Source organism: Brevibacillus sp. MER 51, from assembly GCF_023714195.1.
GTDB lineage: Bacteria > Bacillota > Bacilli > Brevibacillales > Brevibacillaceae > Brevibacillus.
This window is the reverse complement of record NZ_JAMAUS010000010.1, coordinates 112,163-135,563: the sequence shown is the minus strand read 5'-3', so window position 1 is coordinate 135,563 and position 23,401 is coordinate 112,163. Positions and strand designations below refer to the sequence as shown.

21 protein-coding genes are annotated in these 23,401 nt (G+C 48.8%); 1 reads left to right on the top strand and 20 read right to left on the bottom strand.

The window, feature by feature from the left end; genetic code table 11:
* Window positions 1-51: 51 nt before the first annotated feature.
* The 20 genes from M3630_RS20980 to M3630_RS20885 form a co-directional block, all read right to left on the bottom strand.
* On the bottom strand, window positions 52-1,065 hold the full coding sequence (locus M3630_RS20980) for a vWA domain-containing protein (protein WP_251253377.1): 1,014 nt from the start codon (window positions 1,063-1,065) through the stop codon (window positions 52-54).
* 74 nt (window positions 1,066-1,139) lie between these two features.
* A complete protein-coding gene (locus M3630_RS20975) occupies window positions 1,140-2,261 on the bottom strand; it encodes an AAA family ATPase (protein ID WP_251253447.1) in 1,122 nt (373 codons plus the stop codon).
* Between the two features lie 16 nt (window positions 2,262-2,277).
* Window positions 2,278-3,486: an MFS transporter gene (locus M3630_RS20970; RefSeq protein ID WP_251253376.1), complete on the bottom strand. Its 1,209-nt coding sequence runs from the start codon at window positions 3,484-3,486 to the stop codon at window positions 2,278-2,280.
* Window position 3,487: 1 nt separating this feature from the next.
* A complete protein-coding gene (locus tag M3630_RS20965) occupies window positions 3,488-3,967 on the bottom strand; it encodes a DUF6530 family protein (RefSeq protein WP_251253375.1) in 480 nt (159 codons plus the stop codon).
* A gap of 23 nt (window positions 3,968-3,990) precedes the next feature.
* The gene (locus M3630_RS20960; protein WP_251253374.1) at window positions 3,991-4,350 is read right to left on the bottom strand and encodes a GIY-YIG nuclease family protein; all 360 of its coding nucleotides are present in this window, start codon (window positions 4,348-4,350) and stop codon (window positions 3,991-3,993) included.
* A gap of 230 nt (window positions 4,351-4,580) precedes the next feature.
* Complete coding sequence (locus tag M3630_RS20955) at window positions 4,581-5,045, bottom strand: GNAT family N-acetyltransferase (protein WP_221868301.1); 465 nt, start codon at window positions 5,043-5,045, stop codon at window positions 4,581-4,583.
* A 12-nt stretch (window positions 5,046-5,057) separates the two neighbouring features.
* On the bottom strand, window positions 5,058-6,188 hold the full coding sequence (locus M3630_RS20950) for a mandelate racemase/muconate lactonizing enzyme family protein (protein WP_173611142.1): 1,131 nt from the start codon (window positions 6,186-6,188) through the stop codon (window positions 5,058-5,060).
* Window positions 6,185-7,651 (bottom strand): serine hydrolase domain-containing protein, encoded by a 1,467-nt coding sequence (locus tag M3630_RS20945; protein WP_251253373.1) that lies wholly within the window; start codon window positions 7,649-7,651, stop codon window positions 6,185-6,187. Before M3630_RS20945 ends, M3630_RS20950 begins: the two co-directional genes overlap by 4 nt.
* 36 nt (window positions 7,652-7,687) lie before the next feature.
* A complete protein-coding gene (locus tag M3630_RS20940) occupies window positions 7,688-9,328 on the bottom strand; it encodes an ABC transporter substrate-binding protein (protein WP_251253372.1) in 1,641 nt (546 codons plus the stop codon).
* 154 nt (window positions 9,329-9,482) lie between these two features.
* On the bottom strand, window positions 9,483-10,796 hold the full coding sequence (locus M3630_RS20935) for a helix-turn-helix domain-containing protein (protein ID WP_251253371.1): 1,314 nt from the start codon (window positions 10,794-10,796) through the stop codon (window positions 9,483-9,485).
* 20 nt (window positions 10,797-10,816) lie between these two features.
* Window positions 10,817-11,821 (bottom strand): dipeptidase, encoded by a 1,005-nt coding sequence (locus M3630_RS20930; protein WP_251253370.1) that lies wholly within the window; start codon window positions 11,819-11,821, stop codon window positions 10,817-10,819.
* 17 nt (window positions 11,822-11,838) lie between these two features.
* Window positions 11,839-12,945 (bottom strand): aminopeptidase, encoded by a 1,107-nt coding sequence (locus M3630_RS20925; RefSeq protein WP_251253369.1) that lies wholly within the window; start codon window positions 12,943-12,945, stop codon window positions 11,839-11,841.
* 21 nt (window positions 12,946-12,966) lie between these two features.
* Entirely contained in the window at window positions 12,967-13,929 is a 963-nt protein-coding gene (locus tag M3630_RS20920; RefSeq protein WP_251253446.1) for an ABC transporter ATP-binding protein, read from the bottom strand.
* Window positions 13,926-14,915, bottom strand: coding sequence for an ABC transporter ATP-binding protein (locus M3630_RS20915; protein WP_251253368.1), 990 nt, complete (start codon window positions 14,913-14,915; stop codon window positions 13,926-13,928). Before M3630_RS20915 ends, M3630_RS20920 begins: the two co-directional genes overlap by 4 nt.
* A gap of 38 nt (window positions 14,916-14,953) precedes the next feature.
* Window positions 14,954-15,808 (bottom strand): ABC transporter permease, encoded by an 855-nt coding sequence (locus M3630_RS20910; RefSeq protein ID WP_251253367.1) that lies wholly within the window; start codon window positions 15,806-15,808, stop codon window positions 14,954-14,956.
* A gap of 1 nt (window position 15,809) precedes the next feature.
* On the bottom strand, window positions 15,810-16,745 hold the full coding sequence (nikB, locus tag M3630_RS20905) for a nickel ABC transporter permease (protein ID WP_251253366.1): 936 nt from the start codon (window positions 16,743-16,745) through the stop codon (window positions 15,810-15,812).
* Between the two features lie 232 nt (window positions 16,746-16,977).
* Window positions 16,978-18,864: an alpha/beta fold hydrolase gene (locus tag M3630_RS20900; protein ID WP_251253365.1), complete on the bottom strand. Its 1,887-nt coding sequence runs from the start codon at window positions 18,862-18,864 to the stop codon at window positions 16,978-16,980.
* Between the two features lie 59 nt (window positions 18,865-18,923).
* Window positions 18,924-19,496, bottom strand: a complete 573-nt coding sequence (locus tag M3630_RS20895; protein WP_251253364.1) for a TetR/AcrR family transcriptional regulator — start codon at window positions 19,494-19,496, stop codon at window positions 18,924-18,926.
* 348 nt (window positions 19,497-19,844) lie between these two features.
* Entirely contained in the window at window positions 19,845-20,690 is an 846-nt protein-coding gene (locus tag M3630_RS20890) for a DUF2785 domain-containing protein (protein ID WP_251253363.1), read from the bottom strand.
* Window positions 20,691-20,865: 175 nt separating this feature from the next.
* Window positions 20,866-22,044, bottom strand: coding sequence for a DUF4272 domain-containing protein (locus tag M3630_RS20885; RefSeq protein ID WP_251253362.1), 1,179 nt, complete (start codon window positions 22,042-22,044; stop codon window positions 20,866-20,868).
* Window positions 22,045-22,189: 145 nt separating this feature from the next.
* Here M3630_RS20885 and M3630_RS20880 point away from each other — a divergent pair, with 145 nt between their 5' ends.
* Window positions 22,190-23,284, top strand: coding sequence for a suppressor of fused domain protein (locus M3630_RS20880; RefSeq protein WP_251253361.1), 1,095 nt, complete (start codon window positions 22,190-22,192; stop codon window positions 23,282-23,284).
* The last annotated feature ends 117 nt before the right edge of the window (window positions 23,285-23,401 follow it).

Here is a 23,401-nt window from a genome sequence, read left to right as displayed (position 1 = left end):
GAGTGCGGGCATCCTCTCTATGCGAAACAGATAGAGAGATGCCCGCTTCCATCATAAATACCGAGCGATTATCCGAACTAATTTTGCAGGGAACTCATGTAAATTGGTAATATCCAAAAATCTTTCATTCCCATAGATTTCACTAATCACATCCTTGTCTTGACCGATTGCGGCTGCAAGAAATGTGACTCCTTTTCGTTCATATTCCTGGATGGTCTGTTTCATATCTGTAACAGCGTAACTTCCCGTGTAGTCATCCATTGCTTTCGGTTGGCCGTCACTTATGCTAATCAACAGTTTTGTCTTTTGGGGTGAAGCGGCTAACCGTTCCGCCATTATTCGAAGAGCCATGCCATCGCGATTATTGCTTCTGGCATGAATTCTCATTAATCTGAAGCGATCATTGGCATCCGCTTTATCAAAGTCGGCATAGGCAAAGATCGACATTTGCTCCAATCGGGAAACATCCGCTGTATCGCCGTAGATCAAAATGGGGATATGACAAAGCTGACAATATTCATATACCGCGATCACTGCTCGTTTTGCTGCTTCTAATCTCCCGTAAGCTGACATAGATGCGGATTCATCAACCCTAAGACCAACCACAAGAGAAGGGGATTCCGTTGGAGGACGTTTCTTGGCAAAATACTTGTAATCCCTGTAAGCAACGCTGTCTGCCTGAAATTTGCTGCCATAGTAACGATTTCTCGCAAAGTCGGATGATATCTCATGTTCCAGATACGGAAGTGTCTTTCTCGCAATCTCTTGTACAATCGGCATGAGTCCCTGACAAAGACGAACATATTCCTGTTGGTTTTCTTCATCGTAGTCTGGACGGTGAACAATGAGCTTTACTTTTTTATGAATCGAATCGGAAATGACCTCTCTTGCATCTCGATTCAGCTTTTTACGGAAATCTCGTTCCTTTTGCTTCGCTTCCTCTGACATGGATTCAGGATTTGCCTGATGATAGTTGGGATCGCCATTTTCACCCAAACCTGAACGTTCCATATGGGTAGAGTCATCAGAAACACGGGAAGAGCTGCTATCAGCAGATTTTTTCAACGCGATTCCTTTTTCCTCTCGATGGTTGTCCTTGTCAAAATCCGTATCGTCTATATCTCCCCATGTCCTGATCTCTACGGCGTCGTCAAATTTTCGTTTTTTTTTAGTTCAGTCTCGGCTTCTTCCAGGCTGGCAAGCAAACCATGATTTTTTAGTGCTTCTTCCAGAAGTTTTATTTCTTCCGAATCGGTTGTGATCTTGTAGATGACCTTATGATAAAGAGATTCTTTGGCGGAGGCTCCTGCGGCAATTGCATCTGCCCAGTAGAAAAAGGAACGCATTCCAGCCACGCCCTTGATCGCATTGGCCCGCGCTGTTCTGTCTAAAACCATAATCACATCCGCTAAAATACCCAACATCTTGCCATCTTGAAAACCGGTTTTGGCCATTACACGTTCGATCATGATTTCTTTGGTCGGCAGGTCCATCTTTTCCGTATGCTGAACCCTGTCGCGCAGCGCTTCGTTTAACGGTCTGGTTCCCGCATAGCTGCGGTTTGTTGTGATAACCGCGATGAAGTCTGGGTGCCTGCGTATGATCTCAGTAGGAAGATTGATGCTGCCATCCAGCTCCAAGGCAGAGTTTAATGCCATTAACACCGCAGCATCGCGAATAACGTTTGGTTCCTGGATTTCCAGCAGGTAACCCTTTTGATAGGCTCTGACGATCTCCGAAGGGTAAAATCGGTACTCAATCGCTTCATCATCGGTGTTTTCCGCTGCTGCACGCTTCAGTAATTGCTTCATCTTTAAGGCAGCCTGTTCCTGTGTAATCCCCAGTGCATCCATTAAAATTTCAGATATGCTTTGGAGCCCATCGCTTTCATATAAAGCTTTCCATACCGCTTGCTCGGCAGGCTCCATTTTCTCGAGACGTTCAGAAGAAATGACAGGCAATATAGCGCCAATAATATCCGATTTATCCATATCAGCAAAACAAGTCACTTTCGTATACGGCAGCCCGAAATTAGCCGATAAGGCTTTGGCTAGTTGTGTTTTCCCAGAACCGGCGTCACCTTCTAACAATATATTGGCGATCTTCATTTCCCCGCGATTCCAGTTGCGTTTGATTTCTTTACTAATGCGCCGTTCTTCTTCACTGACCCTATGCGTGATTGGCTTTTTCCAAACGAGCTTTTTTTCTGCATCTGTCAGCTGTCTTTCGGGTGACAAATGATCGTTTTCATTTTCGGTCATCATATTTCTCCTCCCCTCATAGTGCGGAGTCCTTCACATCTTTGCTCCTTTTCTCAACAAGAAGAGGCAACAGCAAAGCAGCACCGATCATAATCAAAACCCCGCTCACCACATATACCGCAACCAGCGAGAACGTCTCCTTTAAATAGCCGGAGATAAACATGCCAATCACCATCATCCCCATAAAAACAGGGGTGATCGCACCAGATACCCGGCCCATAAATGCCCCTTCTGTGTTCCGTACAATCAGCGTCTGGATTCCGCTTTGAATACAAGGGAAAAAGAAACCACTGATCACTAATAGAACAATCATCAACCAAATCGTTGTGGTAGCCCCTACTACCATCGTGCAAACCGCAGAGACAAGCAAGCCTACCATGAGCAGCATCTGTGGCCTTACCTTTTTGGCTATCCCGATAATAATTGCTCCTCCTGCCAACATGGCTAACCCGTTGGTCATAACCAACCACTGCAAAAATTGTTTGTCCTGTCCCAAATTCTCGATGACAAGGAAGATTTGAAGCGGCTGTGTCAAACCTGACGCCAATCCGACAACGAAGAAAGTCAAACAGAGAATTCGCAAGGATTGATTGGACCCGATGTAGCGCAGTCCGGCCTTCAATTCCTTGATGAAGCCGCCAGCATCCTCAGACTTCGGTTCCTCCGCGTCACGTGGAAGCGTCGCTAATATCAGTGAAGAACCCAGGAACAAAACGGCTGTCAAAATCAGAGAGACTGTAATTCCAAACTGGATGAAAATAAACGTGCCGATGACCGGACCTAAAACCGTAAAGACAGCAACAAGCGTTTGGGACATGGCCATCGCGCCCTGCAGTTGATCAGCTGGCACATGACGCTTGTACAGTTTCATGGCCGAGGGCTGAGAAAACTGAGACAAGCTGGCGGAAATAAAGGTTCCGATGAGCAGTGCCATCCATCCCCCATTCATAAGTGCAAGCAGCACAGCCCCGACGGACACGGCAGACAGCAGATCGCTCCAAACCATTGTCCGCTTCGGTCGCCATCGGTCAGCAAAAGTTCCGCCAATCAGGCCGAATAAAAAAATGGGTGCGAATTCCGCGACCGAAATCAATGATACATAAACCGGATTATTATTCGTCATTTCGCTAACGAAAAGAAGAACGGCATAATTCCGGATCCAAATCCCCAAATGCAGCAGCACGCGGGAGAGGACAATCGTTCGAACATAAACATTGGAAAACATTTCAATACCCCATATCCTTTAATAGTCTTGATAATGTGCGCAGACGTTCGCCGATCATCTCATCGTCGTTGCTCAGCGCTTGGCTGAATAGCTTAATGTCTTCATGAAGATTCTCATTGTCCGTACATATCGCCACGTTCATTGCATCCCCTTGCAGGGCAACCCGGTCGATGACGGGCTCCTGCGGATCATAATAATGCTCATATCTGTATGCGTCGCGAAAATGGGCCAAAGACCGACAAATCAATATGGACATGTCAAGAACGCGATGGAGAGGCAGTTCCTCCGATTGTTTTGACCATTCTTCTCCCGTGTGTCTCCATACTTTGGCCAATAGATCGACCTTCCTTCTGGAGTTGCCCTCTGCCACTCCCAGAGAAAGTGCTTTCGCATCTGTGTTCCTGGCTAATCTGCCATCCACGCGCTCATAGTTATCCGACACCACAACAGGCTTATGGTTCAAGGTAGTAGGTATTTTCATTTTCTTTCCCTCTTTTCGTCTGATTATTGTTCTTTCTTTTTTTCCTGGTGGTATCCGCGCTCTCCGTATGGCTGGAGCTGGTCGAGCCATTTTTGTTCCAGTTTCTTCAGGGCATCCTTTTCATCAAAGAATCCGTCTTTCTTCTTTTTCAAAACCTCCAACACTTCAAAGACGAATGCCTCTTCTCCGTATTCATTCCATTCCTGTTGAAGCTGTTTGTTTATGTGCGAACCCATTTTGAGAGTGAACAGCTTTCCGTTCATCGTCTTGAGGTTGCGGGTGGCGCTGATCCAGACTTTTTGGTTTTGGGTGTTTTTGATCTGATACACCCCTGCCTGCGTTTCCGACTCTTTATACTGTTGTTTCAGTTCTTCGCGATTCATTGTGTTCCCCTCACTTTTCAATAACTGATAATAAATAGATAAAATACGTTTTTGTTTATTATTTAATAAACATAATGAATCATCGTTTTGTAATTGTCAAGCACACAAAAAAAACACCGGAACTTGTCCGGTGCCTAATTTCTGTTGGGTTACAACGAGTACAGGGCCAATAAATCTCCAACAAACAAAAGAGAAAAATGTCTACGCTTATGTTTGTAGCGACTCCCCTTCTATAGCGTTTTCACCATATAATAGCGATCGTTTCCACTTCCATATTCCGCTATCCGTGTCTCGATAACCGCAAAGCCTGCTTTTTGATAGAGTCCGACTGCTCCAGTATTATCTGGGCTTACCGTCAGGCAAATCTGACGAAACCCATCCTCACGCAATTTCTCCAGCAATCGGTTCAAGAAAGAGAACCCATAACCCATCCCTTTCCGATCTGCTCGGATGTAATACCCATACATGTAGCACTTGTCCGGCCGACGAAAATCCCTCAAAAGCTGGCACACCCCAACAGGACGCGCCTCCTCTGCTTCCATGAAAAGTGCAACGCAGCCATGTCTCGCCAGTGGTACGAGCACCCATTCATCAATCGCTCCATGTGGGCCAAAGGCCTCCTGCTCCATTGCCTTGATCATCTGAAGCTGGCTATCTGTCAATGACTCGACAATTTCTATGCGCGTATTTTGCATTCAGTCCTCTCCCTATACGGGTTGCCGCTTCGCTCCGATGACCTGCTCTGACTTATCCGTTATACCGGCAAGCACCGCTTCGTCTAGCACTAATCCTAAGCCCGGCTGATCTGTCACGACTATTTGACTTCCGTGAATCGCAAGCTGAGCTACATCCCGCGAAATGATCGTAGGTCCTGCCAACTCGTTGGAAATGATGTTTTTTTTCGCCAGTGACAAATGTGCACCAGCTGCACTGCCAATCGAGGACTCCAGCATCGAACCGATTTGACACTCCATCCCGGCCATTTCCGCCTGATTCACCAATTTGAGAGCAGGATAAATCCCTCCACTTTTCATCAGTTTGATGTTTACTTTATCTGCAGCTTTCTTCGCGATGACTTCCCGCATTTCCTTCGTCCCGTGCAATCCCTCGTCTACCATAATGGGAATGGTCGTTTGCCTGCGAATATCCGCCAGCGCATCGAGATCATCTGCCAAGACAGGCTGCTCCATCCAATCAATGTGACAATCCTCAATCTGTTTCATAACAAGCAAGGTGTTCGCACGGTTCTCCCAACCTTGGTTGGCGTCCACCCGCAGTCCTACATCAGGGCCAACTGCCTGCCGAACAGCCCGGATTCGCTGGATATCTGTCCGAAGATCAGCTCCCACCTTTATTTTGATCGTGTCATACCCATCTGCCACTGCTTGCCTAGCTTCAGCTGCCATGACCTCTGGCTCTAATATGCTTAACACATAGGGGAAGGAAAGAGTCGTGTGATATTTTCCGCCCAAGAAATGATAAACAGGTTGACCAGCAGCCTTGCCCATCAGATCGTAGCAAGCGATATCGATGGCGGCTTTTGCTGCTGGGGCTCCCCAAACAGCCTGGTTCATCTTCTCGTGGATTCTCTCGATATCAAATGGATTCTCACCGATTACAACAGTCGCCAGGTTTTGAACGAGCATCGTATAGGTAGACTCCCACGTCTCTCCGGTGACATTTTGATCCGGTACCGCCTCGCCTAATCCGACCAAACCATTGTCTGTCTCCACTTTTACAATAATGGACGGCATATCCTCATATGAGGCGTACGCGATAATAAATGGGCGTTTTAGCGGCAACCTGATGGCATGAACGCTTACAGATGTTATTTTCATATTCGACTACCCTCCGTAGCTGCTACTCGTGGAATAATTCGATAATAAAGGGACATGGCTTTTACAGAGCCGTCTTCGCCTTTTACAAAGCCAACTGTCAGCTCGCTGCCCTCTCTATCGGTAATAAATTGATGCTCTCCAATTGGTCGCAATGGATAGTTCAGTTGTTTTCCACCAAACGCATCCGATGTCTTATCTATCATCATCAGGACACCCTCTACCACATATACGATGATATCCATTCCTTCCCCACTGACGTATCGACCGACATACTCTCCTAACTGGGCAAGAGGGACGCTGTATGTCTCGAATTGGTACTGCGGCGTATTCAATGGACGCCCTTCTAAGGCATGCAGTGCAGTCAGAGTGGCTTTTTCGACGGGGCTTCCGACCAAATTGGCCAAAGCCATGGATGTAATACCCCGCTCCGGAACAATCGCTAGATGGGCGGCGACACCTTTGATTGCTCCACCGTGCTTGATCAAGGTACCCCCATAGTAGTCGGGTTGAATGGATAAGCCATACCCGTAGTACCTGCTGTAGCTGTTCTGGACATGCGGGTAAATCATTTGTTTGACGCTCTCCTCCGATAAAATCCGTTCCTTGCCCACACATCCGCCTGTACGAAAAATTTCAGCGTAGTTCAACATGTCATGCACGGTTGAATTCAAATGCCCCGATGCCGCTACGAGTAGCCCATCCTCCCAATTGGGATCAGGGTAAATCTCGGATACGCCATTGCTCTCTTTGAAATGATAGATGGTCGTTACATCCGGCAGGTGTGGCAGATCGCTCAGAAGAAAGGTGCTGCTCTTCATGGCTGCTGGTTCCAAAATATGCTCTTTGACATACTCGTCATACGACTTCCCACTCACTCTGGCTATGACCGCTCCCAAGAGAGAGTAGCAATCATTCGAATAGCTGAACAATTCCCCTGGAGAGCCCACCAGCTCATATTCCGCCAGGGCAAGAGCTTCCATTAGCTCTTCGAATGTGTAGATCGGTTTCTGGTACTCCTTTTTCAAGTACCGGTGAATCGGGTTATCCTCGTCAGGCATGTCATCGAGCATGGAGTTGCGAATTGCCAGATTATCAATAGGCAGAGGCGGTATGCCTGTCGTGTGCGTCATAAAATGGTGGATCGTCATCTGCTCCGTTTTTTGACGATCCGGGGTACGAAATTCGGGTAGGTATTTGATCACCGGATCATGAACAGAGAGCTTCTTCGCTTCCTGTAGCTGCATGATCGCCATGCATGTAAAGGACTTCGTAACGGAGGCCAAACCCATCACGGTATCAGGAGTGATTTCGAGTTCCTTTTCACGATCACGATAGCCAAAGCTCTTGCGAAACAGGCTCTGTCCATTCAAATTCACACCCATGACGAAGCCCGGAACTCTGCCTTCCTTCATTTCTTTTTCAACCAGTTCTTCCCATTCTACTAACCAGCCTTGCTGTCTCATTTTTTCCACCTCTTTCTAATGTTGTCATACCATGCCCTACTCGTTCACCCACATGTCCTGAATAATTAAGGAGGCTAATGGATTTGGTTTGACCCCTTGAATCCGGTTACTGACGACCACGAATGTTTTTGCGGAATAGAGCGGAATCCAATAGGCCTGTTCCACGATTCTTTTTTGAATGTCTGCAAAAACCTGCTGTCGCAGTACTTGATCTGTTGTCGTTCGTCCTTTATTTAGCAGGCTATCGAGCTGTTGATCACTGAGGCGAAAGAAATTCAAGCCCCCGATCTGACTCGAATGCAGTAACAAGTGCAAAATATCTGGATCGACACTGCCATGACTCGTTGAGAACAAATCGAACTCGCCCTTCAGTGCCTGTTCAAGAGCTGTCGCTGATTCATACTTTTGGATATGCACTTCGACACCAATCTCTTTGAACATGCTTTGCACCAGCTGATGTCCTGGATTTGTATCTTCGGTGAGCATCGTCAGGCTGAGCATTTTTCCATCCTTTTCCCTTATCCCTTGCGCGTTTGGCTTCCATCCTGCTTCATCCAGTATTTGTCTGGCCTGCTCAGCATTGTACTTGTAGCCGTACTGCTCTACTGCCGCATCGTATCCGATCATCGTTGGTGGGATCGGTCCGTAGACAGGCACCCCCTCTCCTTGCAAATCCGCCATGATCAATGCGTCTTTGTTGATCCCCAGGTTCAGTGCCTTTCTCACGCGGACATCCTGCAAGATTTCATTTTCCAAATTCATCCCAATGAAGTACTCTGCAGGCTGCATTCCTTCCAGCACCGTAAAATCTTTGTGATCCTTGTATTTCTTCGCGTCTTTCGGGGGTACAGTGGCAATATCAATCGTCCCACTGTCGAGAGCAGCCATCATGGTTTGGTTGTCTTGAATAAATTTCAGAACGAACTTGTCAGGTCTTACAGGTCCTTGATTCAGAGCAAAAGGAGCTGCCCACTTATACTCGTCGTTTCGTACCAGTGTGATTGATTCGCCTGTTTTCCAGCTCTCGAATTTCCACGGACCTACCCCCACAGGATTACGTCCCAGCTCATTTCCGTATTTGTTTCGTGCCTCTATGGAAATAGGTTGCTGGTAGCCGCTATATGTTAAGTTAGAAAGTAACGAAGGGGAGGGCTCATCCAAATGAAAGATCAATGTGGAGTCATCAGGAGCTGAAATAGATTTGATCGAAGATACATCCGGTCCCGTAACCGGCGAGGCTGTTTTCGGATCGAGAGCACGTTCATAGCTTTGCTTAAAAACTTCCGCAGTGAGCGGTGTTCCATCATGGAACTTCACGCCAGGACGCAATTTGAACGTCACGGTCTTGCCGTCGTCCGAGATTGTATACGATTCAGCCAGATGCGGCTTCAACTCAAGCGTAAAAGGATCGAGGATCAGCAAAGCTCCCCCCAACATGCCCCCAACAAAGTTTCCCGCTGGCAACGACGTCTTTTGCGGGTCCAGCGTATCTGGCTCCATCTGGTAGCCCATGGTGATCGTCCCACCCTTTTTGGGCTGGGAGACTTTTGCTGGTTGATTTGCTTGCTTCTCATCTGTAGCCGGAGTGGGAGCAGAGCTACAGCCAACGATGGAAAAGACGAGTACTCCCATGAGTAAAACGCTGCGAATTTGGCTCTTTAACTGTTCTGATAGCATGTCGCGACCTCCATTTTTCGAGTCTTTTCCATTCGAAGCCCACTTGCGTCGGTATATAGTCGCTAATTAGGTCGGATTGCTTCTTACATGAGGGGGGTCCCGGATTGCCTTCGCAAACGGAAATCCGGGACAGGTTGATGTTACATGAGGATAATCATGGATGATTAAGGCGATACACAGCCCGCGGGCGTCCTTGCTGATACGGCTGTTCTTCTCCGACGATCTCTACGACCTGATGCTCGATCAGCTTTTTCAAGGTTCTTTCTGAGCTGCGGCGACTGATCTGGAGGTACTCGGCTAAATCGGAAGCGGTGAAGCGGTTATCGCGGCGAAGCTTGACATACTGCATAATTTTCGTGATCGTAGCGACACTTGCGCCAGTCTTCTCCGCGATCTCCAGCACTTCCTTGTTCTCGCTTTTTAATTGGAAGCTCTTCGATTCGGTGTTCAACGGCCCAATCACTTCTTTTTCATCTGTTACTAAGTACGCACTGCTTTCCTTTGTTTTCTGGGCATGATAAATCGCAATGCGCGCGTTGGCCTCAGCCTCTTTCGCGGTTAGGCCAAAACCAAACCCGATAGCAACCGTCACCTTGGCAAGCAGGTCGACATTGCCCACTACTTGCATGATCTTCCCGGATTCAATCATTTGCTCGATGCTGCCTCTCGTGCCATAGATGATGAATTGATCCATTCCCAGCTTTTGTATGGAAGCGTCCGTCTCTTTGACGAGCTCCAGCAGTTCTTGCAGCAAAATAATCGTCGCATCCTGCCATCTCGTTTCTACAGGCGGACCATCATTTTGCTGGATCGCTGCAATTCCCACAGCAATCTGTGAGTTTTTGCTAATTTTCAATTGACCATAAGCAATGGCTTGATTGACGGCATCGCGAATATTTTTGTCGGGACCAACCAGCGATGCGGAAGGGATGTTCATCTCACGCAATTGACGATATACGTAATCAACGCCAGTCAAAGCAAAATGACTCTGTTTCTGTTCCCAAAGCTCCTTGTGGAACTGAATAATCTCCTCTACGTCAAATTTCGTCCCGCCTTCTTCGATAATCTCACTGTAGTCTTTTACATACCAAGGCGTAGAAATAATGCCCAATTCATCAGCGACCTTCTCAATATACTCCGCTTTTGGCAAATCTATCGAGATGCGGTCCAGTCCTCCTGGTACGTTCAGCAAGGTATGAAACAAAGAGAGGGAAATGGTATATTCATCGATCGGGATGTACACAGCAGGCAGCTTCTTTTGCTCTACCTTTTCCTTGGCAAAAAAATAAGGAAGTGGGCCAGCAAAAAGCAGCACGTCGCAGTCATGGATTTGATCAAGCAACGCAACGCTCTCTTTTGGATTCTGGTATGTATACGAGGTCAGTTGAATGTAATCGATGGATTGGGTATGCTTCAAGATCCTTGGCAAAAATTCTTCCGAAGAGATTACCGCTATCGTAATGGTCAATGTTCCACTCCCTCATCTCTCTATGATTTCCACACATCCTTGAACACGCGGATGAAGTTTTTGCCCAAAATACGCTCAATCGCTTCATCCTTGTATCCTCTTTTGGCAAGAGCACGCACAAGCTCCGGAACCTTGGTATGTCCTTTTACGACATCAAAATCTTTGCGTCCTGCTTGGATAAACACACCCGGAGAATCGTATTTCATAAATGGCTCGATAATGTCCAGACCCAGTCCGACGTGTTCAACACCAACCAGCTTCACGATGTGATCGACGTGGTTGATCATGTGCTCGATATCAGCCTGGTCGTCTGTGTCCCCTACGAACAGATTGACGCCATTGATGCCAATAACGCCATTGGTGAATGCTATCGCCCTGATTTGCTCATCTGTCAGATTGCGCATGGAGCTCGCTAATGTCCGGCAATTGGAATGAGAAGCGATGATGGGCTTACGCGCTACCTCGATCAGATCCCAGAACCCTTCGTCATTCAGATGGCTGACATCAATGATGATCCCCATTGCTTCTGCCTCTTCGACGACGCGGATGCCGAACTCGGTGAGCCCGCCCTTGCGTCCTTCCCGTACCGGACTAAAATGACTGCCATCTCCAACGAAATTCCGCCTGCTCCACACGAGACCCATAAGGCGCACGCCCAGCTCGTAAAAAACACGGAGCATACTCAGATCATTATATAACGGTTCCGCGCCTTCCAGAGAGAGCACAAAACCAATTTTCCCCTGTCGCTTCGCGGTCTCGATATCGCTCACACTTTTGCAAACCATGATTTTATCAGGCGATTCATCTGCCTCTGCGTGCAACGCGCTGATTTGTTGCAGTGCTTTTCTCAAGCCCATCTCCGGCAAGAATTTGTTGTCAATAAAAATCGCTGCGACAACCGTATCCACCCCGCCCGCCACGAAATCGGGCAAGTAATCCGTTTCAATAACTTTTCGCCTGCCATGCTCGCGTTGAATAGCGACATCCAGCAAAAGGTCAAAATGCGCGTCGATTCTATGTGTCATGCCTCATGCTCCTCCAGTTACTTCAGGTTTTCCGGATTAAGTGGCGCAAGCTCCGGTAAAAGAAAGCGTCCGTCTCTGCGAATCAAATGGTCATCGAACCAAATCTCACCGCCACCGTACTCCGGGCGTTGAATCATGACCATGTCCCAATGGATGTTCGACTTGTTGCCATTGGATGCCTCGTCATAGCATCGTCCCGGGGTAAAGTGGAAGCTGCCGTCGATTTTTTCATCGAATAAAATATCCTGCATGGGCTCCCGAATGAACGGGTGCACCCCCAAAGCAAACTCCCCAATGTACCGGGCACCTTCATCTGTATCCAAAATGTTGTTCAAGCGCTCCGTATCATTGGCTGTGGCGTGAACGATCTTTCCGTCCACAAACTCCAGCCGTACTTTTTCAAAGGTAAAGCCTTGATAAGGCGAGGGCGTGTTAAACGATAGGACACCGTTCACCGAATCGCGAACAGGGGCCGTAAATACTTCACCGTCTGGTATGTTGTAGTGCCCCGGACACGGAATGGCTGGAATGCCTTTGATGGAGAAGGTCAGCTCTGTGCCAGGTCCCGTGATTTTCACGCGGTCAGTTCGCTCCATCAGCTCCTTGAGCGGCTGCATGGCTTTTGCCATTTTGGCGTAATCCATTGTGCAGACATCGAAGTAAAACTGTTCGAACGCTTCTGTACTCTTATTCGCCAGCTGTGCCATGGAAGGCGTCGGATAACGGAGATAGACCCATTTCTTTTTGAGACGCACGATACTTACTTCTTTGAAAAAGGACGTAGCCAGCTTCATTTGCTCATCAGGGACATCAGACACTTCATTGATGTTTAGCCCACCCTCGATGATGATGCACGCCTGCATTTTTTCCATTCGTTCTTTGTCCATCTCTGCCCCTAAACGGAAATGCTCCTCTGTTCCCGCTAGCAATAACTGACGGCTAATCGAGGATTCACGCAGGTTCACAAAGGAATGTCCGCCTGCTCGCGAAACTGCTCTGATTAGCTCCTTTATCAGAGCGGCGTCCACCTCCATCGCATCGATCAGCACATTATCTCCCGGCTGCACATTCGTCGAGTAATTTACCAGCACATTCGCCAGCTTCGTAAGGCGTGGGTCCAACATCTATCTACCACTCCTGTTCCCTTATTTTTCATAGAGATGACACGCAACCAGTCTGCCGTCTGCTTCTGTTAATAGAGGGGCTTCTGTCTTGCACACGTCCGTGCACGCCCAACAGCGCGGATGAAACTTGCAGCCCTTCGGTGGATTGGATGGAGACGGCAGATCTCCTGTTAACATGATCCGCTCTTTCTTCTCGTCAGGATCCGTGATAGGAATGGCGGAGAGAAGCGACTGTGTGTAGGGATGCATCGGACGTTGAAACAGCTCTTCTTTTTTCGCCAGCTCAATCACTTCTCCCAAGTACATCACTGCTACTCGATCGGCGATATGCTCGACGACACTCAAGTCATGCGAGATAAAAAGATACGTGAGCGAAAACTGCTCCTGCAAATCCTGAAGCAAATTGAGAATTTGCGATTGGATCGATACATCGAGAGCAGACACAGGCTCGTCAGCTATGATGAGCTTTGGCCTGAGCATCAAGGCGCGAGCGATACCGATTCTTTGCCTTTGTCCCCCGGAAAACTCATGTGCGTATCGCGACAAATGACTATTGTTCAAACCGACGATCTCTAGCGTCTCTTCGACCATGGCTGCTCGCTCGCGCTTTGGGATACCATGGGCAATCAACGGCTCTGACAAAATGTGCTGGATCGTCAGCTTTGGATTGAGCGTATCAAATGGATTTTGAAACACCATTTGCATATCACGCCGCAGCTTTTGCATGTCTGCCTTCTGTAAGCCGCGGATATTTTGACCCTCGAACACGATCTCGCCGTCTGTCGGCTCGACCAAGCGCAAAATACATCTGCCCAGTGTTGACTTGCCACAGCCTGACTCTCCTACGATCCCCAACGTTTCACCTGCGTTGACAGTTATGTTCACTCCATGGACGGCATGCACGTAACTCGGCTGCTGAAACCACCCTTTGCGGACAAGGAACTTCTTATTCAGGTTCTTCACTTGTAAAAGAGGCGTCTTCATCCATTCACCGCCGGACTTTCCCTGTTCTCTCGATACAGCCAACAACGGCACTCCGACTGTTGATCCACATCCAGCAACGGGGGATTTTTTTCTAAACAGACAGCCATCACCTTCTCGCATCGCGGAGCAAAGCGGCATCCCTGCGGATAACGATCGGGGGTCGGCACACTTCCCGCGATACTGTGCAATCTCTTCTGACCTTTGGCATTATGCGGCGTTGATTTGATCAAGCCCATGGTGTACGGATGCTTGGGGCTGCGCAGCAGTGTGCGAACATCAGCCGCTTCAATGACCTGCCCCGCATACATCACCAGTACCCGGTCACATGTCTCGGCGACGACGCCCAAATCATGCGTGATCATGATGAGCGACATGCCCAGCTCTTTTTGGATTTTTTTCATGACATCCAATATTTGCGCCTGGATCGTTACGTCTAGCGCCGTCGTCGGTTCGTCCGCTATCAACAGCTTTGGATGACAGGCAATCGCCATCGCAATCATCACACGCTGCCGCATCCCCCCTGACAGACGATGCGGGTACTCGTGATAAATTTCATCGGCACGTGAAATGCCTACCTGCGTCAACAGCTCGAGCACTCTTTGTCTCGATTGGACTCGGTTCATGCCCTCGTGCTTTTCCAGCCCTTCGCTCAATTGCTTGCCGATGGTCAGTACGGGATTCAGCGAAGTCATCGGCTCTTGAAAGATCATGGCGATCTCTTTTCCTCTGATCTTCTGCATCTCTTTTTCGCTATAGCGCAAGAGATCGGCTCCGTTCAGTTGAATATGGCCTTCAATGCTTCCGTTTTTACTGAGCAAACGCATCATGGATAGGGAGGCAACGCTTTTTCCACAACCTGATTCTCCGACGATCCCGACCGATTCACCTTTTTTGACCTGCAAACAAAGATTGTCCACCACTTTGAAAGCCTTTTCATTTTTAAAAAACGTGGTAGTCAATCCTGTCACTTCCAACATGTTTGTCACGTTACTCACTCCTTTTTCGGGAACGGAAGCTCGCAAAACTATGATTTGGGATCAAAAATATCGCGCAAAGCATCCCCGAGCAGATATACCGTAAAAACGACCGCTGTAATCGCAAGACCGGGAAAAGTAGCGAGCCACCAAGCCTCTCGCAAGTAATTTTTCCCTTCATTCAGCATCGTTCCCCACTCCGGTGTAGGAGGCTGGGCACCCAAACCGATAAAGCCCAGTGCCGAGGTCCCCAAAATCGCACTGCCTATAAACATGGTCGTATAGACGATCAACACATTGGAGATGTTCGGAATGAACTGGCGCGTAATGATCCACCAATTCGAGCTGCCGATGGAGCGGCTTGCTTCTACATAGCCGGATTGCTTGATCGAGAGTGCCGCACCACGGATCAGAATCGAAAAGGCCGGGATCGATGATATTCCAATCGCGATCATCGCATTTTCCTGACTCGGTCCAAGTACAGCAACAATGGCGAGAGCCATTACAATGCCGGGCAACGCCAGCATGATATCCATGATTCTCATGATCAGATTGTCGACGATTCCTCCGAGGTAAGCACATGTCACACCAATCAGCGTTCCTGCTACAAACGTCATGACAGACGCCAGCACAGCTACGGTCAGCGTCACTCTAGTTCCGTACAGCATCCGGGATAAAATATCGCGGCCAATCGCATCTGTCCCTAGCCAAAAGTCTTTCGACGGGCCTTGCATAAACGCTTCGTAGTACGCTTTCGTAGGGTCATGCGGAGCAATCCACGGCCCGATGATTCCCAGCAAAACAATGCAGAGCATCATCAGGAAGCTGTATTTCGCTTTCTTTTGCTGCATGATCTTCTCCCATAATTCCAAACGAGGCATGGACCATTGTCTGCTCCAGAACATGCTACACTCCCTCCTTCGCGGCATAGTCAATGCGGGGATCGAGAAGCGCGTACAGGACATCAATTAAAATGACAACGAGGACATACACAGCTCCGATAAACAGCGTCGTTCCTTGAATCATCGGAAAATCCCGCGAGCCAATCGCTTGAATCGCCAAAGTCCCCACTCCCGGCCAGCCAAAAACCTGCTCGATAATCACAGCCCCGCCAAGCAAGCCAGCCAGTTCCAGACCAATGACAGCCACAATTGGAATCATCACATTGCGAAAAGCGTGACGTAGCAGCACAACTCGTTCATTCATCCCTTTTGCACGTGCTGTTCGGATATAGTCATTGGACAAAACCTCTACCATACCAGCACGAGTGAGTCGGCTGAGTGCCGTCGCCAGCAATGTCCCCAAGGTAAACGCTGGAAGAACCATGTCTTTTAGCCCCGTCCCTCCCGCTATCGGAAACCAGCCCAAATGAACGGAGAATACAAGTATGACGAGTAAACCCAACCAAAAGCCGGGTATGGACATCCCAAAGGTGGAAAAGGTCATAATCGCTCCGTCGATGGGTGTATCCTTGTATTTCGCCGCTAGGACACCCAGCCCGATACCGATCACAACTGCCACTACAAGGCTGGCAACTGCTATTTTTGCTGTCGCGGGAAAACGATCCGCAATTTCTGTGCTGACAGGTCGGCCCGTTTTCAGGGAAGTGCCGAGATCCCCTTTTAAAACGCCGGAAGCATAGTCGAGATACTGAACGACTAACGGTTTGTTCAAGCCCAGCTCTCCGCGAAGCGACTCGATTTGTTCGACAGTCGCCCGCTGCCCCAGCATGATCCGCACAGGGTCACCAGGGATGAGATGAATGAGCAGAAACGTAAATACGGAGAGTCCAAACAGGACAATGATGCCCGACAATAGGCGCTTCACGATGTACTGCTTCATGAGGTCTTCACCCAGATGTAAGAAACCGTATGAACTTGCTTCTTCTTGTTGTGTTCCTGCACTTTGCTCTCCTCCCTCTTTCTCCACTAACGACACTTGTCGTTATAGTGTCGTTATTAGTTAAAAATAGTCTATTCCAAATTTACAGAAAGTTCAACTCGTTTTTTTCTTACTTCATTCAAAAAGAGCATGGTCCCTTTCTACCATGCCCTTCTGAAGAATCGTTCCGTCCTCATTCCTTGCCGTGCCTCATCTGTAGCAATACGTTTGCCGTTAGCTGTGGATGGCTGAGCGGAAAATGATGCGCGACGGAGAGCCTTTCGATCTCTACATTTGCTCCCCTGAATGCACCCTCTGTTCCTTTTGTCAGCTGATACGTTTTATCCTGTGTCCCCCATACGATCTGGACTGGAAAAGGGAGAGGCTGTGTCGCTACCGCCATTTGCCGGAATTCGTTCATAAAGTAGCGCAGCACGTCTGTATGCGTCTTGCTGATGCGCGGGGATTGCAGGAGCTTCCCTGCCTTTTCTACATAGCCTTTTGGCATTTCATACGTAGACTGAAATACCCCTTGCTCAAGCATTGCTTTTTCCAATTTGGCTGACGTTAACTGCTTTTGCAAAAAAAGCTGAAGGAGGGCTGGACTCTTCCCCAATCCCGCCTGCAGCCGAGAATACTTCGGGGCATGCAGGGGTGGCTGCAAAAGGTATAGCTTCTCGATTTTTTCCGGTACTCGCTTTGCTGCCTCCCATGCCAAAAACCCGCCAAATGAATGTCCTGCAAGATGAACCGGAGATGGCAGCTGTCGCAATGCCTCGGCCACTGCCTCGATAAAGCCCTCGATCGGTTTTTCGTGATGGTGATAGGGCGATCTGCCAAATCCGGGCAAATCCAGTAACCATACTTCCTGTTCACCCAGCTGTTCAGCGAGCGGGAGTAAATCGCTCATCTCACTGAAAAGCCCGTGCACGAGCAGCCACGGAGTACCCGAGCCTTCTTTCTTGTACGCGGCCATGCCTGCGATTTGCTCTCGGTGAAAGCAAGGAGGTACTTTCTGATCCTTGACCGACAAACGGTAGTCGAGATCGGCAATCACACTGGGAAGATACGCCGCTACGTCGTATGCAGCGATGCTTTTTTTCGCTTTCATTTGCTGAAAGGGAGCGAGCGGGAAGTCTTTCTTTACGAGAAAATCCATCGAATTGGCAGGTACCCCGAGCAAGCGGCTGCCGCCGTTATGGAGAATTTTTTTCAAGACCGATACCGGGAAAGGAATGGTTGGTGGCTTCATCCGTAATTCTTTAGCCATCAACGAAATCAGCTCTGAAAAAGCTGGCGTGGCACTCCGCTCATTTAAGGCGTAATACGTTTGATGCTCGATGTGATTTGTCTCTACAATCCCCACAATGACCTGGGCAAAATCGTCGACGGAAAGCAAGGGCAGCCACCACTCCTTACCACCGGGAAGAACAGGGATCTTACCACGCCGCATGGAGCTGATCACGAGCCCGAATCCATCTGTTTGTTCTGTGTTCCCGGTGCTTCGCGGGCCTATGATCGTACACGGATTTACCACGACCAGCGGCATTCCTTTTTGATACGCCTCTTGTCTGAGGTATAGATCTGCCAGAAACTTGTATTTCTCGTAGCCCCCTGCCTCTCGATAAAAATCGGTTGGCGCAAAAACATCTGTCGCCAGCTTTCCACTCTCATCGTCAAACGGACTCATGTAGCCAACGATATGAATCAGCTTTTGTAGACGCTGTTGTTTATGCAATTCGTTCGCTAGTGCTGCAAGGTGACTTGCTCCTTGTAAAATCAATTCCCTCGCCACCGTTTCATCCAGCGAAATATCCATCGGGGCACCTGCATGAATGATCACAGTTGCGCGCAATACCTGCTCGTAATCGCTCGCTGATAATCCCAAGCCCTCCTTTCGCAAATCACCCCGCACGGCCTTGCAATTAGACCTCTCTGTAGGTGTCATCTGCATCAGCAATTCATCCCACTTCTCTGGCGAACGAACCAGCGCCAGTACGGTATGACCGGACCGGGCCAGCTGCTTTGTTACCTCCTTGCCGATAAATCCAGTCGCACCTGTTACAAAAACGACAGCCATTGTTTCTGCCTCCTTTATATTTTTAGTACTAATTAGTACTAATTGACTTCAAAAAAATCCTACACTTGAATCAAGTGTAGAAGTGTCTGACCAGCGCCTACGAGTGCCTGTGCATGACCCTGCGATTCAGCCATGAGCATCGCTCCTTCCACAATGGTCACGAGCAAGACTGCCGTTTGCTGAATCGAGATATTCTCCTTGAATTCTCCACGGGCGATTCCCTCCACAAGCAGCTTTTCCGCTAGGTTCTGCCATTCGATCAGGAACTCGTTGATTCGCGCTTTGACTTCTGGTATTTGTGCCGACAGCAAGGAAAGGATCGGACAGCCTCCTACGCAGGAGCGGCCCTCCAGTTCCTCTGCAACGGTGGTAAAAATCAGCCCCACCCGGGCGGAAACAGACAAGTCTGCCTGTTGCAGGATGACTTCCAGTGCTCCTCTCAGCACATTGATTCTGTAGCCGAGCACAGCTACGACGAGCTCCTCCTTGCTTTTGAAATGGTAGTAAATGTTGGACTTGGAGACTTTGCTATGTGCTACGACGTCATCCATGCTGGTATTCATGAGTCCTTTTTGCAAAAACAAATCGGATGCAGTGGCGATGACATGGTCACGGTTTGAGGTTCGTGTCATGATTAGTACTATATAGTACTAAAAGGTGATTGTCAATCAGTGGAGGAGAAGAAAAAGCGCAGTTCTCTTCGACTCTGACACGCCAGCTGGGGGGATTCACTGGCCGTCTCCACTTAAAAAAGGGGACCGTCGAGCCAAAGCCACCCTACGGGCGGAAGTTTCTCGAGGAAGAAGTGTTCGACAAGCGTGGTCCCCTTTTTTAAGTTCCGACTGGGTAGGCGTTGTCAAGGTCTACGAGCCCTGCGCTTTTTCTTCTTACCAGCTTTGTTGGCTCATCGCTACCTTTTAAAACCTCGTATAAAAAAAGAAAAGGTTGATGCCTTCTGTCTTGGCATCAACCTTCACCCATTAATTGATCGCAAATCTGTTACACTTCGTTACGGCAGCAAGCATAGCTGCCGCAAGCTCATTTTCCCGGCTATCTCGTGCCCTTCTGAAATAGAGACAGCGTAAAAAGTTCTTACTGTTCACCCGAGCGATAACTTGAGTACGGCTTTTTGGCAGCTCGGCACAGCTTGCCAAACTATTGATCCAGTCAGTGAGCTCCTTCTCTGAGAGCAAGCCTTTGTCTATCATCGTATCTACGATGCTCGCGAGACGTTCGTCCTCTTCGTCATTGAAAATGTGCTTTCCGTTATGCAGCACGCCCTGGATCGCTTGAAGAACGTCTCGCTGTACGGCTTCATCGCTCTCTGGGCACTGCACCAGCTCTACGAATACGTCTGCACCGTGCGCAGTACTGTGAGCCCAGCCTCCCTCGGACAAATAGCCACGCAAATCCTGTTCCTCTTCAAAATAGCGGAGCATAGCATTTTTGACGTGCTGGAAATCGGCAAGCTCCAAAAAGGGCTTCTGCCTGTGACGGCGTAAAATCAAGGCAATCGGCAATGCAGAGAATGTCCTCGTAAATACAGCTGGATCACCCTCGCTGCCGATCTGATAGAACAAATGCTTTTCGTCGGTCAGCTCTCGCAGGAGGCTGCGCAATTGCGCCTCCGTCAGCTTGTCCTCGTCGAGAATCCAATAATAAAATGCCGGGTAGATGAGATTATCCCGCAATTCCGGGTCAGGGTCCCCAATGTATTGCAACAATCGTCCGACGAAATCCTCCAGTTGTTCCCCTTCACGCAGCTGGTATTGTTCCTGTTCTAATCTTTGCAGATCCAGCACAAGCTGGGTTCTTGTATCGCTCATGTGTTCATCCCCCTTACCATAATCAAAATTTCCTCAATCACCATTTCCGGTTCATCGTGATGAATATAATGCCCGCTGCGAGATGCGGTCTTGAACGATCTTCCATGTCTCACCGCTATCGCCCATTCCTGCTAGGAAGATCACACTAGGTTTCCCACTTTTTCGCGAATACAGCCTATGTATCCATCGAGACATGATCCCAGTCGTCCTCCATGTAACGAACCAGCCAATTCAATGCTCTGTGTCTTTCCACAACTACTTCGTCATTCAAACCGCCTGCAACCACACAATTGTTGATACGCGCATCCACACATGCCCAGTCATAGCGATAGATTAAATCTGCCTGGTCGAGAATCTCTTGCTTGCTCCTCACAACCGCATTGCTGTAGAAGGTGTCATAGTCACCTGCGCTTCTGAGAGCGTCAATCGCCGTATTCACATCACAAATCTCATCCGGGAAATGGAGCTCGTCCACATAGCCGAGTGCCCACAGCAGTACCCAGTAGCATTCGTACATCCACACCATCTGAATCATATCGGTTCGGTCTGGCTGTGGATCATTCAAGAAGTCTCTCTCTTTTTCCGTAAAAAATTCAGCAGCGCCAAACTGCTCAATAATGCCCTCGATGAACTCCCGCTCTTCCTTGAGTTGTCCGTTTTCGGCAATCCCTCCGGCATATACCGCAATCAAGCACAGGGCAATCGCTCGCTGAACAATCTCATCCTTGCTCCTGATGACAGCGTCCTCATCCCCTACGATGACAGGAAGATGCGGGATGTACGGAATGCCTTGCTCCTGCAATAGCTTGATGCTCCGCTCCTTGCGCGCTTCTCCTGACTGGGAGGGCTGAATATGTCCATCGATCAGGTCTACACTGACCGTCACCAGAAAATCGTCTACTTCGGATTCTCCTGCTGTATTGAGAATCAGCCTTCCTTGTTTATCGAGCATATCTCCGGTAGGGAGAAAGACGATCCCATGTACTTCTTCGGCAATCGCCATAATGGACGCAAACGTCTTCTGATCGATTTCCTTGCTCGCCACGATTCCTACCGCCACATTAAGCGCTGTAATTTGGTACAACAGCTTTTGCTGGACCTTCTCGTGGGTTGTTTCAATCTGTGCGAAGTAGCCGTACATCCCTTTTTTCATCTGGAGAAACTCTTCTTGGTCATCGTCCTCGCGCATAAGATTGAAAGTAATCTTGCTCTTGCTAAACCATTTTTTATCGGTCACGGTCACGGCCCGCTCGTCTGCGGATACCTCTACCAATTGATCACGAAAAGCCTCGACAATGGCAGCGACAACTTTCTCGCATTGTTGGATGGAGACATAGATGGTGCATTGATTCATCTGGCAACCTCCTTTGCTGGGCAAACATTTCTAAAGTGCTGAATTTTGTAATCAATAGTCAATTATGGTATCCTAACCCTGTTTAATCAAGCACAAATCTTTTTAGTTATCGGCAAATCTATCACGACGATTGAAGGTGGAACCTTTGAAAAACATCCTATTAGAGGAGTTTTCCCCCATTTGTCCGATTCAAGCTTTTGTGGAAGAGGATGAGAACGGCGTCTTTTTTTATTTGTGGGATTATCCCGGTGAGGAGCATGCCAGCATTCGCTCTTGTTGGGTAAGAAATTACGGACCTGCACCGGACTCGATGGATTTCGCTGCCATGGAGGATGGTCAAGCTCCCATGCTTCCACGCGATTGCTGCGCTCATCCGGATGGAGCAGAGAGGCTGGACCCGGAGCAGCTCTCGATCGTTTGGCTGGAGGAAGGCGATGCAGCGGCACTTTTGTATGAGGATGAGGTGCTGTGTGTAATTCCTGGCTGGGCTGGTCCTTCCCCGGACGGCTCGCACTATCCTTCGTATGCGCGAGATTGCACCGGAGAATCTGATTTATGCTTTCCGCTGGGAACACCAGAAACGAACGCCATGTTTGCCCGCATCGAGGCTGCCCAGTATTTTTGGGCGAGCTGGGATGGCAACCCTTGGCCTGACATCCAGCACCAGTTCATGGACGCGATTACCTCGACTCTTGGCCCAATTAAACAGTATTACGGCATCGACGGCGGACGCTGGCCCCCGAAAGCATTGGTGACCATCGAAAAAGGCGACGTTACCTATGCGATGACCCTCGGCGTATCCATTTTGCGGCAGCCAAAAGTCGAGCAGTATACAGAAGAACCGGAGCAGTTGCGACGATTCGAGCTGGCCTTTGCCTGCGAAACCAAATGGCTCGCCCAAAACGAACAACAATTGCTGGCCTACATCAGCGGCCAAACCTCTCTGCCGTGGTCGTATATGACCTTCCTCGCACAAGGTCACACCATTCCGTGCCAGGAAATCAGTCAGATTAATAGCCGCTTCTACTCTATGCTGCTGGCAAAACCTGAGGATGCACCGACCATTCCGTTTCCAATCATGGCGGGCGATTCTGTGAATCTATTATGGATGATTCCGATTACTGCGGAGGAACAGCAGTATGCAGAAATACATGGGTCTGAACAATTGCTTCAGCACTCTACGGGAGATGGTGCAAGTTGGATTTTTAACGGGGTAGCGAAGTTTATGAAGGAAGCATGAAGTTTGAAAACAGTTTCTGCGGAATACATTCTGCGGGGACTGTTTTTTGTTGTCTCGACACTGTGGATTGGTATCGAATAAAAAGGTTATCAAATGCCGAATGAAACTTTCAGCAGA

What these genes read in the sequence shown, in the direction of transcription:
- M3630_RS20920 (WP_251253446.1), bottom strand. Translation starts at nt 13,929, where the DNA reads ATGAAGACGCCTCTTTTACAAGTGAAGAACCTGAATAAGAAGTTCCTT.
- M3630_RS20930 (WP_251253370.1), bottom strand. Translation starts at nt 11,821, where the DNA reads ATGACACATAGAATCGACGCGCATTTTGACCTTTTGCTGGATGTCGCT.
- M3630_RS20960 (WP_251253374.1), bottom strand. Translation starts at nt 4,350, where the DNA reads ATGAATCGCGAAGAACTGAAACAACAGTATAAAGAGTCGGAAACGCAG.
- M3630_RS20900 (WP_251253365.1), bottom strand. Translation starts at nt 18,864, where the DNA reads ATGGCTGTCGTTTTTGTAACAGGTGCGACTGGATTTATCGGCAAGGAG.
- M3630_RS20945 (WP_251253373.1), bottom strand. Translation starts at nt 7,651, where the DNA reads ATGAGACAGCAAGGCTGGTTAGTAGAATGGGAAGAACTGGTTGAAAAA.
- nikB (WP_251253366.1), bottom strand. Translation starts at nt 16,745, where the DNA reads ATGAAGCAGTACATCGTGAAGCGCCTATTGTCGGGCATCATTGTCCTG.
- M3630_RS20885 (WP_251253362.1), bottom strand. Translation starts at nt 22,044, where the DNA reads ATGAATCAATGCACCATCTATGTCTCCATCCAACAATGCGAGAAAGTT.
- M3630_RS20925 (WP_251253369.1), bottom strand. Translation starts at nt 12,945, where the DNA reads ATGTTGGACCCACGCCTTACGAAGCTGGCGAATGTGCTGGTAAATTAC.
- M3630_RS20965 (WP_251253375.1), bottom strand. Translation starts at nt 3,967, where the DNA reads ATGAAAATACCTACTACCTTGAACCATAAGCCTGTTGTGGTGTCGGAT.
- M3630_RS20975 (WP_251253447.1), bottom strand. Translation starts at nt 2,261, where the DNA reads ATGACCGAAAATGAAAACGATCATTTGTCACCCGAAAGACAGCTGACA.
- M3630_RS20940 (WP_251253372.1), bottom strand. Translation starts at nt 9,328, where the DNA reads ATGCTATCAGAACAGTTAAAGAGCCAAATTCGCAGCGTTTTACTCATG.
- M3630_RS20895 (WP_251253364.1), bottom strand. Translation starts at nt 19,496, where the DNA reads ATGACACGAACCTCAAACCGTGACCATGTCATCGCCACTGCATCCGAT.
- M3630_RS20955 (WP_221868301.1), bottom strand. Translation starts at nt 5,045, where the DNA reads ATGCAAAATACGCGCATAGAAATTGTCGAGTCATTGACAGATAGCCAG.
- M3630_RS20890 (WP_251253363.1), bottom strand. Translation starts at nt 20,690, where the DNA reads ATGAGCGATACAAGAACCCAGCTTGTGCTGGATCTGCAAAGATTAGAA.
- M3630_RS20950 (WP_173611142.1), bottom strand. Translation starts at nt 6,188, where the DNA reads ATGAAAATAACATCTGTAAGCGTTCATGCCATCAGGTTGCCGCTAAAA.
- M3630_RS20910 (WP_251253367.1), bottom strand. Translation starts at nt 15,808, where the DNA reads ATGTTCTGGAGCAGACAATGGTCCATGCCTCGTTTGGAATTATGGGAG.
- M3630_RS20970 (WP_251253376.1), bottom strand. Translation starts at nt 3,486, where the DNA reads ATGTTTTCCAATGTTTATGTTCGAACGATTGTCCTCTCCCGCGTGCTG.